The 15,071-nt window shown below is 72.6% G+C and carries 15 protein-coding genes and 2 tRNA genes; 3 read left to right on the forward strand and 14 right to left on the reverse strand.

All coding sequences use genetic code 11. The annotated features are described in order from the left end of the window. Positions 1-83 precede the first annotated feature (83 nt). Together ACFW47_RS02950 and ACFW47_RS02955 are read left to right on the forward strand one after the other, a co-directional pair. Positions 84-1,352 (forward strand): cytochrome b/b6 domain-containing protein, encoded by a 1,269-nt coding sequence (locus ACFW47_RS02950; RefSeq protein WP_386278784.1) that lies wholly within the window; start codon positions 84-86, stop codon positions 1,350-1,352. Continuing rightward, positions 1,349-2,962: an NADH-ubiquinone oxidoreductase-F iron-sulfur binding region domain-containing protein gene (locus tag ACFW47_RS02955; protein ID WP_386278782.1), complete on the forward strand. Its 1,614-nt coding sequence runs from the start codon at positions 1,349-1,351 to the stop codon at positions 2,960-2,962. The genes ACFW47_RS02950 and ACFW47_RS02955 overlap by 4 nt, the downstream gene beginning before the upstream one ends. A gap of 49 nt (positions 2,963-3,011) precedes the next feature. On the opposite strand, the gene ACFW47_RS02960 is transcribed toward ACFW47_RS02955, so the two are convergent. The 9 genes from ACFW47_RS02960 to ACFW47_RS03000 form a co-directional block, all read right to left on the reverse strand. Further along, positions 3,012-3,084 (reverse strand) — tRNA-Ala (locus tag ACFW47_RS02960). Positions 3,085-3,206: 122 nt separating this feature from the next. Beyond that, positions 3,207-3,440: a hypothetical protein gene (locus tag ACFW47_RS02965; RefSeq protein WP_003976229.1), complete on the reverse strand. Its 234-nt coding sequence runs from the start codon at positions 3,438-3,440 to the stop codon at positions 3,207-3,209. 378 nt (positions 3,441-3,818) lie between these two features. Further along, a tRNA-Ala gene (locus ACFW47_RS02970) sits at positions 3,819-3,891 on the reverse strand. Between the two features lie 133 nt (positions 3,892-4,024). Next, positions 4,025-4,696, reverse strand: coding sequence for a histidine phosphatase family protein (locus ACFW47_RS02975; protein ID WP_386278776.1), 672 nt, complete (start codon positions 4,694-4,696; stop codon positions 4,025-4,027). Beyond that, on the reverse strand, positions 4,693-5,139 hold the full coding sequence (rsfS, locus tag ACFW47_RS02980; protein WP_217251888.1) for a ribosome silencing factor: 447 nt from the start codon (positions 5,137-5,139) through the stop codon (positions 4,693-4,695). The genes ACFW47_RS02975 and rsfS overlap by 4 nt, the downstream gene beginning before the upstream one ends. 82 nt (positions 5,140-5,221) lie before the next feature. Further along, on the reverse strand, positions 5,222-6,943 hold the full coding sequence (locus tag ACFW47_RS02985; RefSeq protein ID WP_386304535.1) for a LytR C-terminal domain-containing protein: 1,722 nt from the start codon (positions 6,941-6,943) through the stop codon (positions 5,222-5,224). A gap of 16 nt (positions 6,944-6,959) precedes the next feature. Then, entirely contained in the window at positions 6,960-7,658 is a 699-nt protein-coding gene (gene nadD, locus ACFW47_RS02990) for a nicotinate-nucleotide adenylyltransferase (RefSeq protein WP_386278771.1), read from the reverse strand. 73 nt (positions 7,659-7,731) lie between these two features. Beyond that, complete coding sequence (locus ACFW47_RS02995; RefSeq protein WP_043373015.1) at positions 7,732-7,899, reverse strand: hypothetical protein; 168 nt, start codon at positions 7,897-7,899, stop codon at positions 7,732-7,734. A gap of 141 nt (positions 7,900-8,040) precedes the next feature. Continuing rightward, a complete protein-coding gene (locus ACFW47_RS03000; protein WP_386278768.1) occupies positions 8,041-8,202 on the reverse strand; it encodes a hypothetical protein in 162 nt (53 codons plus the stop codon). A gap of 141 nt (positions 8,203-8,343) precedes the next feature. Here ACFW47_RS03000 and ACFW47_RS03005 point away from each other — a divergent pair, with 141 nt between their 5' ends. Then, positions 8,344-9,498: a M48 family metallopeptidase gene (locus ACFW47_RS03005; protein WP_386304825.1), complete on the forward strand. Its 1,155-nt coding sequence runs from the start codon at positions 8,344-8,346 to the stop codon at positions 9,496-9,498. 29 nt (positions 9,499-9,527) lie between these two features. Here the strand turns inward: ACFW47_RS03005 and ACFW47_RS03010 are convergent, their stop codons facing one another. The 5 genes from ACFW47_RS03010 to proB all read right to left on the reverse strand — a co-directional run bounded on the left by ACFW47_RS03010 (position 9,528) and on the right by proB (position 14,753). Then, positions 9,528-10,598 (reverse strand): hypothetical protein, encoded by a 1,071-nt coding sequence (locus ACFW47_RS03010; RefSeq protein ID WP_386304537.1) that lies wholly within the window; start codon positions 10,596-10,598, stop codon positions 9,528-9,530. Between the two features lie 86 nt (positions 10,599-10,684). After that, positions 10,685-11,254, reverse strand: a complete 570-nt coding sequence (locus ACFW47_RS03015; protein ID WP_386278764.1) for a hypothetical protein — start codon at positions 11,252-11,254, stop codon at positions 10,685-10,687. A 133-nt stretch (positions 11,255-11,387) separates the two neighbouring features. Next, entirely contained in the window at positions 11,388-12,674 is a 1,287-nt protein-coding gene (locus ACFW47_RS03020) for a glutamate-5-semialdehyde dehydrogenase (protein ID WP_386278762.1), read from the reverse strand. A gap of 350 nt (positions 12,675-13,024) precedes the next feature. Next, complete coding sequence (locus ACFW47_RS03025) at positions 13,025-13,510, reverse strand: hypothetical protein (RefSeq protein WP_386278760.1); 486 nt, start codon at positions 13,508-13,510, stop codon at positions 13,025-13,027. 136 nt (positions 13,511-13,646) lie between these two features. After that, entirely contained in the window at positions 13,647-14,753 is a 1,107-nt protein-coding gene (gene proB / locus ACFW47_RS03030) for a glutamate 5-kinase (RefSeq protein ID WP_386279456.1), read from the reverse strand. Positions 14,754-15,071: the final 318 nt, after the last annotated feature.

A 15,071-nucleotide genomic window follows, 5' to 3' on the forward strand; every position in this document is an offset into this window, starting at 1 on the left:
CCCATGAACCCTCCTCCCCTGATCCACCCGGGCAGTGACAGCTCGCCCCCTCCCCGGATCCCCCCGACGCGGGGTGGTCTGCCGTGGTGACGAACGACAGCACGGTGGACGACACCTTCGCCGAGTTCCTCAACTTCGGCGCGGGCGTCCTCTCCCTCGTCCTCCTCAGCTGCTCCGTGATCTGGGGGCTGGTCGCCCAGGACCGGGTCGTCCTGGATGCCCGCCGGCGCATCCTGGCCCAGGCGGTGCACCGGACCACCGCCGTCGCCTCGCTGGTGTTCCTGCTGGTGCACATCGGGGTCAAGCTGGCGCTGGACCACACCACCTGGGTCGCCGCGGTGATCCCCTTCGGGCTGCTGGCCACGGACGACGAGGCGTTCGGGGGCCGGTCCGTGCTCATCGGCTTCGGCACCCTGGCCAGCATGCTCATGATCTTCGTGGGTGTCACCGGCGCCCTGCGCAACCGCTTCGCCGCCCCGGCGCAGGTGGCCTCGCGCTGGCGGGCCATGCACATGCTGGCCTACCCGGCGTGGTGCCTGGCCCTGCTGCACGGGCTCTACGCGGGTCGCGCGGCGAAACCGCTGTTCACGGTCCTGTACGCGCTGTCCGTACTCGGCGTCATGGCGGCCCTGGCGCTGCGCGCGGCGCCCCGCCCGGTCAAGCGCGGGGTCGCCGCCCGGATCGCCGCCCTCCTGGGCACCGAGGAGCGGGTGGCCCGCGAGGAACTGGAGGAGAGCCGGCTTCGGGCCACGGCCGCCGCGCTGCCCGGCTACGGGAGCCGCGCGGCGTCCCGGCCGCGCGGAACCTCCTCCTCCGCACCTCCGTACGAGTCCTCCGCACCGCTGTACGAGCCCGCGGAGCGGCTCACGGCACCGGAACCGGCGGGCGGCTTCGCGGCGGCCTACCGCGCGGTGTCCAACCCGTCGGGCGGACGCCGCCGGCCGCTGACGGCCGACACGGCCGCGTCCGACCGGCTGCCGCCGGACCTGCGGCCCACCGAGGCGATGCCCCTCGTGGACGGCGTCGGCAGCACGTCGGGAAGCTGGCCGGTGCCCTCGCCGCCCCCGGTCGGGGAGGCGCCACCGTCGGCGTACGACCCGCTCAACGACACCGGACACACCATCCCGGTCTACGGCGCCCCGGACCCCGCCGGCCACTCGTCGGGCTACGGCTCGAGTGACGTGTACGACACCGGTGAGACGAACGCCGTGTACGACACGTACTACCCGAACGACACGTACAACAGCGGTCCCGCAACCGAACCAAGCCCCGGTGCGCCCTCGTCGTCCCACGACTTCGAGGCACCGGGTTCGGGCGAACCTTGGAACACGCCCTCCGGAGGCTTTAAGTGAACGAGGCCCTGCCCGACGTCCCCGAAGTCCGCGTGGTCGGTCTTCCCCAGCTCACGTCGGGCTTCGACCTTGTCGAGCGCCTGGATCTGCCCATGCACCTCAAGGTGCACGGGCCGCTCGAACCGATGGGCGGGGAGCAGCTCGCGCAGCTCTCCGAACGCATCAACCTGAAGGGCCGCGGCGGCGCGGGCTTCCCCTTCCACAAGAAGCTGCGCTCGGTCGCCGAGTCCGCCATCAAGCGCGGCGTGCGGCCGGTCGTGGTCGTCAACGGCAGTGAGGACGAGCCGGCCTGCCGCAAGGACACGGTGCTGATCAACCGTGCCCCGCACCTGATCCTGGACGGCGCGCTGCTGTGCGCCGAGGCGATGGGCGCCCGCACCCTCGTCATCGGCGTCACCCGCGAGTCCACCCAGCGCTCCATGGAGGCGGCCCTCGCCGAACGCGGCCTGAGCAACGGACGCCGGTCCGCCCTGCGCGCGCGCGTGCAGCGCAACCCGGTGCGCATGGTCACCGGCGCGGCGGCCTCGCTGATCCGCTCCATCGACGGCGGCCCGGCGATCCCGCCCGGCCGCAAGGTCAGCGCCTCGAAGAGCGGCGTGGGCGGCGCGCCGACCCTGCTGTCCAACGCCGAGACCTTCGCGCAGCTCGCGATCGCCGCCCGCATCGGCCCGGAGCGCTACGGCAACACCGGCCTGTACGACGAGCCGGGCACCGTCATGCTCACCGTCTCCGGGGCGGTCGCCCGGCCGATGGTGATCGAGGTGCCGACGGGCGTGCCGCTGCGCTACGTCCTCCAGCTGACCGGCGCCCCGCCGGTGCCGCAGGGGGTGCTGACCGGCGGCTACCACGGCAAGTGGATCGACGCGGCGACCGTCGACGAGGCGATCGTCTCCCGCAACTCGCTGCAGCAGGTGGGCGGCTCGCTCGGCGCGGGCGCGATCCTGCCGATCGGTCAGGACACCTGCCCGCTGGGCGAGTCGCTGCGGGTGGCCCAGTGGCTGGCGCAGGAGAGCGCGGGCCAGTGCGGCCCCTGCTACCTCGGTCTGCCGGCCGCCGCGCGGGGCCTGGAGGACATCCTGAACGGCGGCGGCCCGGCCGCCCTGGAGGCGGTCAAGCAGGTCGCACGGAACGTGAAGCGGCGCGGCGCCTGCTCGCACCCGGACGGTTCGGCGATGTTCCTGGAGTCGACGCTCAAGGCGTTCACGGACGACCTCGCCGCCCACGTCCTCGGCAACGGCTGCGGACGGCCCGTGGAGGGTGTCCTGCCGCTCCTGGAAGGCGGGGGGACCCCTACGGGCATCCCGGGCGGCGACGAGGAGAACGGGCCCAGCCGGCAGAAGATATTCGTGGACTGGACGCTGTGCCGGGGCCACGGGCTGTGCGCGGACGTCCTCCCGGAGGTCTTCCAGCTCGGCGCCGACGGCTTCCCGACGGTCGCGCAGGCCGACGTGCCGCGCTTCGCGGAGGCCAAGGCCGTGCGCGCGGTGCGCCGCTGTCCGGCGCTCGCGCTGCGCATCGAGGGGGACACCCGGTCTCAGGCCGCCCCGTCCTCGCGGACCAACCTGCCGGTCCTCTCCCCGGGCCGGGGCCGCCGGGCGCTCGGCCGCTGAACACGAGAAAACCCCCGGATCGGTGATCCGGGGGTTTCCCTGTTTCCTGTGGAGCTAAGGAGAATTGAACTCCTGACCTCCTGCATGCCATGCAGGCGCTCTACCAACTGAGCTATAGCCCCTTGCTTCGTTCCGCCCGGTTTCCCCGGCGGCGACGCCAACATTACACGGTCCACCGGGCACAACACCAAATCGTTTCCGGTTCGCCCGATTTGCCCGCATGCAGGGCCGCCGCACAGGTCCGCTACGCCGTGACGAACGAGTAGAACCGCTTGAGCGTGCAGTGCTCCTCCAGGAGCCGGCCGTAGATCGGCTCGCCCTCGAGTTCGCGGTACGTCTCGATCGGGTCGCCCTTTATGATCAGCGCCCGCGCGCACTCCTCGCACCAGTACTGGTAGTCCGGGTTCACCGGCTCCATGTCCCGCACGATCGGCGTGCCGCTGCCGCACCAGTCGCACTTCCGCCTGTGTGCACCCATCGATCAGCTCCAGCTGTGGCCGCAGGCCGTGCACACGTACGAGATTCCGCCGTTGTCCCCGAGGACCTGGGCCACGTGCCCGGAACCGCAGGAGGGGCAGAGGAGACGAGTGGCCGTGTTCCGTGTCACCGCTGAGCCGAGGAGGTGACCGACCTCCTCGATGACGCTCGCAGGCATCGCCACTCCCTCCCGTCGGGTCGCGGTCCCCTTCCGGCCGTTTGATTCTGCCACGAGCGGGCCAATACGGTCAGCGACGCCTCAGTACCAGTCCGGACACGGAGTTCCACCGAGGTATACGCCTGTGGGACACGTGTCGCTCAAGCGGAGGCAAACGAAAAATCCCGCCCCCCGAGGGGGACGGGATTCGTCCGTGGGCTGTGGAGCTAAGGAGAATTGAACTCCTGACCTCCTGCATGCCATGCAGGCGCTCTACCAACTGAGCTATAGCCCCTTGCTGCCACCCGGCCGGAGCCGTGTGGTGTTCCGTCCCGCTCGGCGGGGCGAACAAGAAGAACTTTAGCCTGCGACCTGCCGGAAAGTGAAATCCGGGTACCGGGCCCGTCCGGAGCCCGCTCCCCGGCCGCTCAGTCGTCGTCGCCGAGCACCGGCTCCGGCAGGGTGCCGGCGTTGTGCTCCAGCAGGCGCCAGCCCCGGGCGCCCTCGCCCAGGACGGACCAGCAGCAGTTGGTGAGGCCGCCGAGGCTCTCCCAGCTGTGCGGCTCGAGACCGAGCAGGCGGCCGATCGTGGTGCGGATCGTGCCGCCGTGGCTGACCACGACCAGGGTGCCGTCCTCGCCGAGCTTCTCGGCGTGCCGGAGCACGACGGGGGCGGCGCGGTCGGCGACCTCGGTCTCCAGCTCGCCGCCGCCGCGGCGGACCGGCTCGCCGCGCTTCCACGCCGCGTACTCCTCGCCGTGCCGGGCGATGATCTCGTCGTGGGTCAGGCCCTGCCAGACGCCCGCGTAGGTCTCCCGCAGGCCCTCCTCCAAGGTCACTTCCAGGCCGGTGAGCGCCGCCAGCTCCGCGGCCGTGTTCGCGGCGCGCGCGAGGTCGGAGGCGACGATCGCGTCGGGCTTCAGGTGCACCAGCAGCCGGGCGGCGCGCCGGGCCTGGGCGACGCCGGTCTCGGTGAGCTCGACGTCGGTGGTGCCCTGGAAGCGGCGCTCCACGTTCCACGAGGTCTGGCCGTGCCGCCACAGGATGACGCGCCGGCCGCGGCCGGGCCGGCCGGCCGTCACCTCGCCGGTGGCGCTCACCGCCAGTCCCCGTCGGTCTCCGTCGCCTCCTCGGCGGCCTGGCGCTCGGCGTGCTCCTGGGCCTTGCCGCGGGTCTCCTTGGCGTCGGCGGGCAGCTCCAGCTCGGGGCAGTCCTTCCACAGCCGCTCCAGGGCGTAGAAGACGCGCTCCTCGCTGTGCTGGACGTGGACGACGATGTCGACGTAGTCGAGCAGGACCCAGCGGGCCTCGCGGTCGCCCTCTCGGCGCACCGGCTTGGCGCCGAGTTCCTTGTTGAGCCGTTCCTCGATCTCGTCGACGATCGACTTGACCTGGCGGTCGTTGGGCGCGGAGGCCAGCAGGAAGGCGTCCGTGATCGACAGCACGTCGCTGACGTCGTAGGCGATGACGTCGTGCGCGAGCTTGTCGGCTGCCGCCTGGGCGGCGGTGTTGATGAGTTCGATGGATCGGTCGGTCGCGGTCACTGCGTGGCTTTCGGTCGGCGGTCGGTTGACCTCAAGGGTCTCACGACCGCCGACGGCGGCCCACGCGATAAACGTCGGCCCCCTACGACGCCGGTTCGTAGTCCTGGCCGAGGACCACGGAGACCCTGGCGTTGGCGGAGACCTCGCCCTGCTCGACCGCGTCGGCGGACAGGCCCAGGGTCTTGGCGACCTGGACGGCGTTCTCCTTGTCGGCGGCCTCGGCGTAGACGACCTGCGAGGTCGCCTCGGTACCGGAGGCGGTGCCGCCGGACAGGAAGGTGAAGCCGCCGTTGAGGAGGGTGACGCGGGCCTTGGCGGTGCGGTCCTCGTCGCCGGTGGCGTTGCGGACCGAGACGCTGACCGCGGCGTCCTTGTCGGGGCTCTCGGCGGTGCCGCCGAGGACGTCCTTGACGACGCTGTCGGCGGCCTCGGCACTGAGCCTGCCGTCGCCCTGGACTGGCAGCAGCGCGGTCTTGAAGTCGCCGCCCTTGGCGAGGTCGGAGAGCCCGGCGAGGAAGGAGCCGAGGTCCTTCTCGGTCAGCGGCGGGTCGAGGATCAGCCCGAGGGTCTGGACGGTGGTCGTCGCGGCCTGCGGATCGGAGGACAGCTTGCGCAGGACTCCCTGCATGACCTGCCCGAACCGCTGCAGCTGGGCGCCGGCCTCCTCACCGGAGCCCTGGTAGGTGGCGTAGGCGACGGCCATCTTGCCGCTGAGGGTCTGTGCCTCGCCCTTGCGGACGAGAGGGGCGGCGCCCTTGTCCTTGGCGTCCGGGTCGGGGACGTCGGTGTCGGTGTCGACCTCGATGTTGCCGACCAGGTCGACCAGGATCTGGAGGTAGGGCGTGTCCAGGCGCCAGGTGCCCTCGATGTCGGTGCCGAGGACCGTGTCGAGCGCGGTGCGGGTGGCGTCGGGGCCGGCCTCGTCGACGGACTTCGCGAGCGTGGTCGCGGTGCCGTCGTCGGCGGTCAGGGCGAGGGTGTTGGGCAGCAGGACGGCGGTGCCCCGCTTGGCGGTGGTGTTGTCGACGAGCAGCGCGGTGGAGGTGCCGCCGCCGTCGGTGTCGTGCAGGTGGACGGCGATCACGTCGCGTTTCTGGGCGCCCGCCGCCGCCGTACCGCCCGTCCTGTCGTCCGAGGAGGAGGTGCCGGGCAGCTTCCCGGCGTACCAGAGGTAGCCGACGCCGCCGACCGCGACCAGCGCCAGGACGACGACCAGGGCGACGATCCGCGCGCGGGCGCGGCGCCGGGCCTCCTCGCGGCGTTCGGTGCGGTTCTCCGTGAACTTCATCCAGTCGATGACGTCCTCGGAGTCGTCGGTGGGCTCCTCGACGAAGGCGAACTGCTCGGTGTGGTACTCCCGGTCGGGTTCGGCGCTCTCGGCGGCGGGCTCCGGTTCGTCGGGCGGGCCCGCCTGCTGCGGAATGTGCGCGGTCTGCTCGGCGACCGGGGGCCGCGGGGTGCCGGCGGCCGCCTGGCCGTAGGGGTCGTACGGGTCGTAGGGCTGCTGACCGGTGTCCCAGCCCGTCTGGGAGCCGTAGGAGTCGTGGGCACCGTAGGGCTGCTGACCGCCGCCCGCGTACGGGGCGTAGCCGTAGCCCTGATGGTTCTGGTGGTCCGGATGGCTCTGCTGGTCATGCGCGGCCTGGTACTGCCCGTACGAGTCGTAGGGGTCGTACGGCTGCTGACCGCCTGCCTGGGACGGGGTCTGGCCCTGGGCCTGGCGGTACACGGGCCGGCCGTACTCGTCGTAGCCGACGATCTCGTACTGGTCGCCGCCGTATCCCGCGTCGTATCCGTCGTTCACCGGTGCCCCTCTCGGCTCACTCGCCGCGGTACAGCTGGCGCTTGTCGATGTAGCGCACGACCCCGTCCGGCACCAGGTACCAGACGGGGTCGCCCTTGGCGACTCTCGCACGGCAGTCCGTGGAGGAGATGGCGAGGGCGGGCACCTCGACCAGCGAGACGCCGCCCTTGGGGAGTCCGGCGTCCGTCAGCGTGTGACCGGGCCGGGTGACGCCGATGAAGTGGGCGAGGGAGAACAGTTCCTCGCTGTCGCGCCAGGTCAGGATCTGCGCGAGGGCGTCGGCGCCGGTGATGAAGAACAGGTCGGCGTCCGGGTTGAGCGCGCGCAGGTCGCGCAGGGTGTCCACGGTGTAGGTGGGGCCGCCGCGGTCGATGTCGATGCGGCTCACGGAGAACTGCGGGTTCTCGACGGTCGCCACGACCGTCATCAGATAGCGGTCCTCGGCGGCGGAGACGGTGCGGTGGCTCTTCTGCCAGGGCTGCCCGGTGGGCACGAACACCACCTCGTCGAGGTGAAACTGCGCGGCGACCTCGCTGGCCGCCACGAGGTGGCCGTGGTGGATCGGGTCGAAGGTGCCGCCCATGACGCCGAGGCGGCGCTTGCCCGAGGGCGCCGGGCCACCGCCGCCGGCGGGTACCGCGCGGTTCTGCGTGCCGCGCTCCGGCGCGTGCGCTGTGTCGTGCGCCGGACCGGTAGGCATGTCCTGCTCTCCCATGCGTGCAGACCCTACCGGCCCGGTGCGAAGGCTCCTGCCCGGCCCACGGTCCAGGGGCACGCGGCCCCCGGGCTCAGCGGTCGCGGTTGAACCGGGTGGTGATCCACAGCAGGAGCATCAGGATGACGAACGCGCCGATGCCGGTGACGTAGGGGCTGAGGCTCTCGTGGTTGCCGCTGTGCTCCTCGCCGCCCTCGGAGGCGAGGGTCACGATCTGGGCAGCGGTGCTGTGGAAGCTCATCTTCGGCAGGACCTATCCGGTGTGGGCGGAATAAAGACGTCGCCTCATCGTATGCGGGCGCCTCACGGGCGATCACGCCGACTCCGCCGTCGGGGACGGTCCGGGGCGATCCGGGGTGGTCCGGGGAACCTTCGGGTGGCGTCAGTCGTCCTTCCGGCTGTACCCCCGCAGCAGGAACCACGCGGTCAGCACACAGCCCACCACCATCACGATCAGCACGATCCGGAGCAGATTCCCCGGCCCCTGCTGCTCTGCCGCCCTCGCCGCGGCGGCGAGCAAGTCGGTGTGGGGGGTGTGCGCCATGACGGGACTCCTTCGCTGTACTGCCCGTCCACGGTATCTCCGCCTAGGCTGGGCACGGCTCCGGGGGCGCAAAGGGCCGTACAAGGGTTCGCAAAGGCCCAGACATACGCACAGGCCACACACACGCACATGGGGGAAGACATGTCCGACGGCCACCAGCACAACGGGCACGAGAACGTGCCGAGCAGGCAGCGCAGGCGCTTCCCCGGAATCTCCTCGCGTGCGTACGAGCACCCGGCCGACCGCAGCGCGCTGGTGGCGCTGCGCAGGCTGAGCGGCTTCGACACGGTGTTCAAGGCGCTGAGCGGGCTGCTGCCCGAGCGCAGTCTCAGGCTGCTGTTCCTGTCCGACTCGGTACGCGTCTCGGACCGGCAGTTCGCCCATCTGAACGTCATGCTGCGCGACGCCTGCTACATCCTGGACCTGGAGAAGGTCCCGGCGATGTACGTGAACCAGGACCCCAAGCCGAACGCGATGTGCATCGGCCTGGACGAGCCGATCATCGTGGTCACCACGGGCCTGGTCGAGCTGCTCGACGAGGAGGAGATGCGGGCGGTCGTCGGGCACGAGGTCGGGCACGCGTTGTCCGGGCACTCGGTCTACCGGACCATCCTGCTCTTCCTGACCTCCCTCGCGGTCCGGGTCGCCTGGATCCCGCTGGGCAACGTGGCGATCATGGCGATCGTCACCGCGCTGCGCGAGTGGTTCCGCAAGTCGGAGCTGTCCGCCGACCGCGCGGGGCTGCTGGTCGGCCAGGACCTCCAGGCGTCCATGCGGGGCCTGATGAAGATCGCGGGCGGCAACCACCTGCACGAGATGAACGTGGACGCGTTCCTGGAGCAGGCCGACGAGTACGAGGCGGGCGGCGACCTGCGCGACTCCGTGCTGAAGATCCTCAATGTGCTGCCCCGTTCGCACCCCTTCACGACGGTGCGGGCCGCCGAGCTGAAGAAGTGGGCGGCCTCCCGGGACTACCAGCGGATCATGGACGGCCACTACCCGCGGCGCGAGGAGGACAAGGACACCTCGGTACGGGACTCCTTCCGCGAGTCGGCGTCCAGCTACGCCACCCATGTGCGCGGCTCGAAGGACCCGCTGATGAAGCTGGTGAACGACATCGCCGGCGGCGCCGGGGACCTCGGCGACCGGATGCGGCGCGGCTTCGGCGGCTTCACGTCCTCGCAGCCGAGGCCGCCCAAGGGCGAGGGCGGGTCACCGTCCGAGGGGCCGGGGCCGGAGGGGACGTCGGGCGGTCCCGAGACGCCGGACGACCGTCCGCCGGGCGGCGGCGCCTGAGAGGTCGCGGGGGCGCCTGAGGACAGGCCCTAGACCTTCGGCTGGGCGCTCGCCGCGAGCGTGCCGCACAGAGCCGTGGGGTTGTCCTCGGTGTACGGGTCGGTGCCGGCGGGGACTCCTGCCCCGGCCTTCTGGCCGGCGAGCAGCGGGCGCAGGTGATCGGCCGAGTCGTCGGCGCAGGAGAGCGGTCCGGCCTGGACGTGGGAGGCGACGAGCTGCGTCTGCCGCAGGCGCAGGTCGTCGCGGTCGAAGCGGAAGTGCAGTTCGCGCCGGACGGTGAACAGGGACGTCTCGGCCCGGTCGTCGCCGGCGGGCCGCAGCGGGTAGACCATGGTGTGGTCGGCGGTGACCTCCAGCGTGGAGGCGTCGGTCTCCGTGAACCGCATGCTGCCGTGCACCCGGATCTCGGCGTCGGCCAGCTCGGTGCGGGCGGGATCGAAGCGCACCAGCCATCCGGTGGCCGCGTGCCGGCCGTCCGGGGTGGGCCTCTCGAAGCTCTGGTCGAACTGTTCCAGCTGGGCCGGGTCGAGCAGCAGGCGCACCGACCGGACCTCCTCGCCGCCGAGCACGTCCGGGTCCAGCGCGGAGCGGACGATGTAGTGCTTGGCGGTGGTCAGGGCGTTCAGCACCTGGTCGTCCGAGAAGTGCGCGGTGCGGTGGTGGCCCGGCAGCGGGACGCCCTTCGCCGCGGTCCGGAACTCCGCGGCGGGGCTGTGCTCGTACAGGTGGGCGGCGTCGTCCGCGCCGGGCACCTCGCCCTGCGGGGCGAGCGGGACGACGGCCATCCGCACCGGCTCGGCGGGCCGCTGGGTGGCCGGGCTCTGGTACGGGTGCCGCACGCCCATGTAGAGGGCGGTGCCGACGGCGACGGCGACGAGGACAACGAGGATCAGCGCCTGCCGGGAGAGGCCGGCCCGGCGCAGCGGGGTACGGCGGCGTACGGCGTGCGCGTGGTCGGCCATGCGCTCCTGGGCGGAGAACTCCTCGAGCCGGGCAGCGCGGACGAACGACTCGTCGAAGACGACGGATCGGTACTCGTCCTCTCCGCCTCCGGGGGAGCCCTCGGGCGTCCCTCCGGGCGGGTCGCCAAGCCCTGCCATACCTTCAGGGTTGGTCTGCCGGAGGCCCTGTAAACGCGCCGCCGAGGGTCAAGTCGGAACAGCTTTCGAGCCGCCGGGCGCGCAGGTCAGGGGCTGTGCGGGATGACCGGGACGGCGGGCTGGGAGTAATCGGCGGAGGCCGACGGGGTCACCTTGCCGCCCTGCTCGGGGCCGGTGGAGGCCGGTGGGGGCACCTGCTGGGTGCCGCCGCCCGAGGAGGCGCCGCGGTAGACCGCCGCGAAGGCCAGCGCGACCATGCCGACGCCCATCACGACGGCGAGCATCCAGGCGACCGGCCGGTGCCAGCGGACCTGCTTGCCGGAGGCCGGCGGGGCCCCGTAGGGGCGGTCGAGGAGGTCGCGGTCGTCGTCCGGGTCGTCGAGGTCGGGATCGTGGCCGAAATCGCCGTACCCGTCGTCGTGGCGCTCGGCTCTGCTGCGGCCGCGGCGGGCCGCTTCCGCCTCGGTGGCCTCGGCTCTGGCCTCGGCGGCGGCCAGGAGGCGTTCGACGGCGGACGGCTCGTGCACCGCGGCCGCCTGCACGAAGGCCTCGTCGAAGACCACGGAGGCGAACTCTTCGTCCGACACCCCGTGGTCGTGGTCGTCGTCGGGCTCCCAGCCGTCAGGGAACGGCCTACCCCCCACGTCCTCCGGCACGGGTCCAGAGTAGACCTGAGGGGGCGTTTTGGGCAGACGGCGGGGAAATTCATCCGGTGGGCGAGATGCCCCGATCGGGTCACGGGCGCGCCCGCCCCTCCTCGGTGTGCGCCGTGGGGCGCGGGGCCGGCCGTCAGCGCCGTACGTGCCCGTCTCCGGTGACGATGTACTTGGTGCTGGTCAGCTCCGGCAGCCCCATCGGGCCCCGGGCGTGCAGTTTCTGCGTGGAGATGCCGATCTCGGCGCCGAAGCCGAACTGGCCGCCGTCGGTGAAGCGCGTGGAGGCGTTCACGGCGACGGTGGTGGAGTCGACCAACTGGGTGAAGCGGCGGGCGGCCTGCTGCGAGGTCGTCACGATCGCCTCGGTGTGGCCCGAGGTCCACAGCCGGATGTGCTCGACGGCCTTGTCGAGGGAGTCGACGACGGCCGCGGCGATGTCGTACGACAGGTACTCCGTCTCCCAGTCCTCCGGCGTGGCCTCGACGGCCGTCACCTTCGAGTCCTCGGCGTACGCCATGACCCGCTCGTCGGCGTGCACGGTGACACCGGCCTCGGCGAGGGCGTCCAGGGCGCGGGGCAGGAACTCGGCGGCGATGTCCTGGTGGACCAGGAGGGTCTCGGCGGCGTTGCAGACGCCGACCCGCTGAGCCTTCGAGTTGATGAGGATGTCGACGGCCGTGTCGAGGTCGGCCCGCGCGTCGACGTAGACGTGGCAGTTGCCGGTGCCGGTCTCGATGACGGGGACGGTGGACTCCTGGACGACGGTGTTGATCAGCGAGGCGCCGCCGCGCGGGATGAGCACGTCGACCAGGCCGCGCGCCCGCATCAGCTCGCGCACGCTCTCGCGGCTCTCACCGGGCACCAGCTGCACGGCGTCGGCGGGCAGTCCGGCCCCGCCCACGGCGTCGCGCAGGACCCGGACGAGGGCGGTGTTGGACTGGTAGGCGGATGAGGAGCCGCGCAGCAGCACGGCGTTGCCGGACTTCAGGCACAGGGCGGCGGCGTCGACGGTGACGTTGGGCCGGCCCTCGTAGATGATGCCGACGACGCCGAGCGGCACGCGGACCTGGCGCAGGTCGATGCCGTTGGGCAGGGTGTTGCCGCGCACGACCTCGCCGACCGGGTCGGGCAGGGCGACGACGTCGCGCACGTCGGAGGCGATGGCACGGACCCGCTCCGGGGTCAGCGTCAGCCGGTCGATGATGGCCTCGCTGGTCCCGGCGGCGCGGGCCTTGGCCACGTCCTGGGCGTTGGCCTCGACGATCTCGCTGGTACGGACCTCCAGCGCGTCCGCGACGGCGAGCAGCGCGTCGTCCTTGGCGGCCCTCGGCAGCGGCGCGAGGTCGGCCGCGGCGGACTTGGCCCGGTAGGCGGCCCGGGTGACCGGGGACATCGAGTCGTACGGCGAGAGCGTGGTCATGGGGGAAGCGTAGTAGGGCGGACGGGGCGCCCACCGGTCGTCCCAAACCCCGAGACATGCGCCGGACGGGGCGGAAAGGGACGGGCCCGGGCCCCGGCCGCACATCGGTCGCCGCTCCGGGAGGCGAGCGTGGTGGCCTGGAGGAGCGTGGCGGCGGTGGGGGGTGCCTCGGAGGCAGCCCGCTGCTCCGGGGCGGTTCGGGGGCAGCCCGACGGCGGCTCGGGGGCAGCCCAGCGGCGGCTCGGTGCGGCCCGGGGCAGCCGGCGGCAACGCGGCAGCGGCTCGGGCAGCTCGCGGGTGGCGGCGCTCGGAGACGACCCGGAAACAACGGCGGGTGCCCGGTGTCGGGCCTAGAACGGGTGGACCCCGACCGGTGTCGCCGGGGCCGGTCCGTACCCGGCGGCGATGCGCTGATGGTAGGTGGCCCGGTCGATGACCTCGAGGCCGACGATCTCCCAGGGCGGCAGTCCCGCGGTCTGCCGGTGCTCGCCCCACAGGCGCAGGGCGACGGCGGCGGCGTCGTGCAGGTCGCGGGCCTCCTCCCAGTACCGGATCTCGGCGTGGTCGTCGGCGTAGCGGCTGGTCAACAGGAAGGGGTGGTCGTGGGCGAGCTGTTCCAGGGCGCGGCGGACCTCGGGCAGCGGGGCGCGGGCGCCGGAGACGCTGAGCGTGACGTGCCACAGGCGAGGGGTGTGCTCGGGTTCCCCGCCCCGGTAGCGGTCGCCGGCCGCGACACTGGTCAGGGGGCGTTCCTCGCCGGCCGTGCGGGACCCCTTGCGGGCACCGCCGCCCGGGCGGGCGCGGGACGCCGCCGTTCCAGGGCGCACTCCGCTCACGACGGCCTCCTTCACGCACACTGCCGAGCCCGGTGGTCGACCGGGCCTGTCCCTGAAGGAAAGTTGAGCAGGCCGCGCAAGATCGCGGGGCGGTTTTGCGGAACGTACACCGCCGATTCGGGGACGTTTCGGCCCATTACGGGTGCAGGATCACCAGATCGTCCCTGTGTACGACCTCACGTTCGTACGCCTGTCCGAGTTCGCGCGCCAGCTCCCGGGTGGAGCGGCCGAGCAGCCGGGGCAGTTCCCTGGCGTCGAAGTTGACCAGCCCCCGGGCGACCGCACGGCCCGCCCCGTCCCGCAGCTCGACGGGCTCACCCGCGGCGAACTCGCCCTCGACGCCGGCGATGCCGGCCGGCAGCAGCGACTTGCGGCCCTCGACGACCGCGCGCACCGCCCCGTCGTCGAGGACGAGGGCGCCCTGCGGGGTGGAGGCGTGCTGGAGCCACAGCAGCCGGTCGGCGGAGCGTTTGCCGGTGGCGTGGAAGTAGGTGCCGGTGTCGCCCCCGGCCAGGGCCTCGGCGGCGTGGACGGCGCTGGTCAGCACCACGGGGATGCCGGCGGCCGCGGCGATGCGGGCCGCCTCGACCTTGGTGACCATGCCGCCGGTGCCGACGCCCGCCTTGCCGGCGCTGCCGATCTCGATGTCCGCGAGGTCGGCCGGTGCGCGCACCTCGGCGATCCGCGAGGTGCCGGGCCTGCTCGGGTCTCCGTCGTAGACGCCGTCCACGTCGGACAGCAGCACCAGCAGGTCGGCACGGACCAGGTGGGCGACGAGGGCGGCGAGCCGGTCGTTGTCGCCGAAGCGGATCTCGTCGGTGGCGACGGTGTCGTTCTCGTTGACGATCGGGAAGGCGCCCATCGCCAGCAGCTTGTCGAGGGTGCGGGAGGCGTTGCGGTGGTGAGCGCGGCGGCTCATGTCGTCGCTGGTCAGCAGCACCTGGCCGACGCGGACGCCGTAGCGGGCGAAGGACGCGGTGTAGCGGGCGACCAGCAGGCCCTGTCCGACGCTGGCGGCGGCCTGCTGGCGGGCGAGGTCCCTGGGGCGGCGGCGCAGGCCCAGCGGGGCGAGACCGGCGGCGATGGCGCCGGAGGAGACCAGGACGATCTCCCGCTCCCCGCCGCCGCGGACCTTGGCGAGGACGTCGACGAGCGCGTCGACCCGGTCGGCGTCCAGGCCGCCGGCCGCGGTGGTCAGCGAGGAGGAACCGACCTTGACGACGATCCTGCGGGCATCGCCCACGGCCTGCCTTGCCCCAGCCACTGTTGCCGCCCGTCCTTCCCCGTCGACGCGCGCCCGTCCGGGCGCCCGCCAGGCAATCTACGCGAAGCGGATCGCGCCCCGCGCCGCGGTCCAGGCTGCGGACAGGCCCTCGGCCCGGCTCCCGTACCGAGGGCCGGGGCAACACGTGCGTGTCGTCGGGAGGTCGCCGTGCGTTAACCCGTATGTCCGATGCGCGACGAGCAAGCCTGGAGCGACCGCAGTGCCCCTATCCCTGCCCCGCCGCAGACTTCCCCGCCGTGTCCCCCGCCCGGGCCGTCCACGCCCCCGGGTCCCCGG

It is taken from the genome of Streptomyces sp. NPDC058796 (genome assembly GCF_042745235.1).
Taxonomy (GTDB): domain Bacteria; phylum Actinomycetota; class Actinomycetes; order Streptomycetales; family Streptomycetaceae; genus Streptomyces.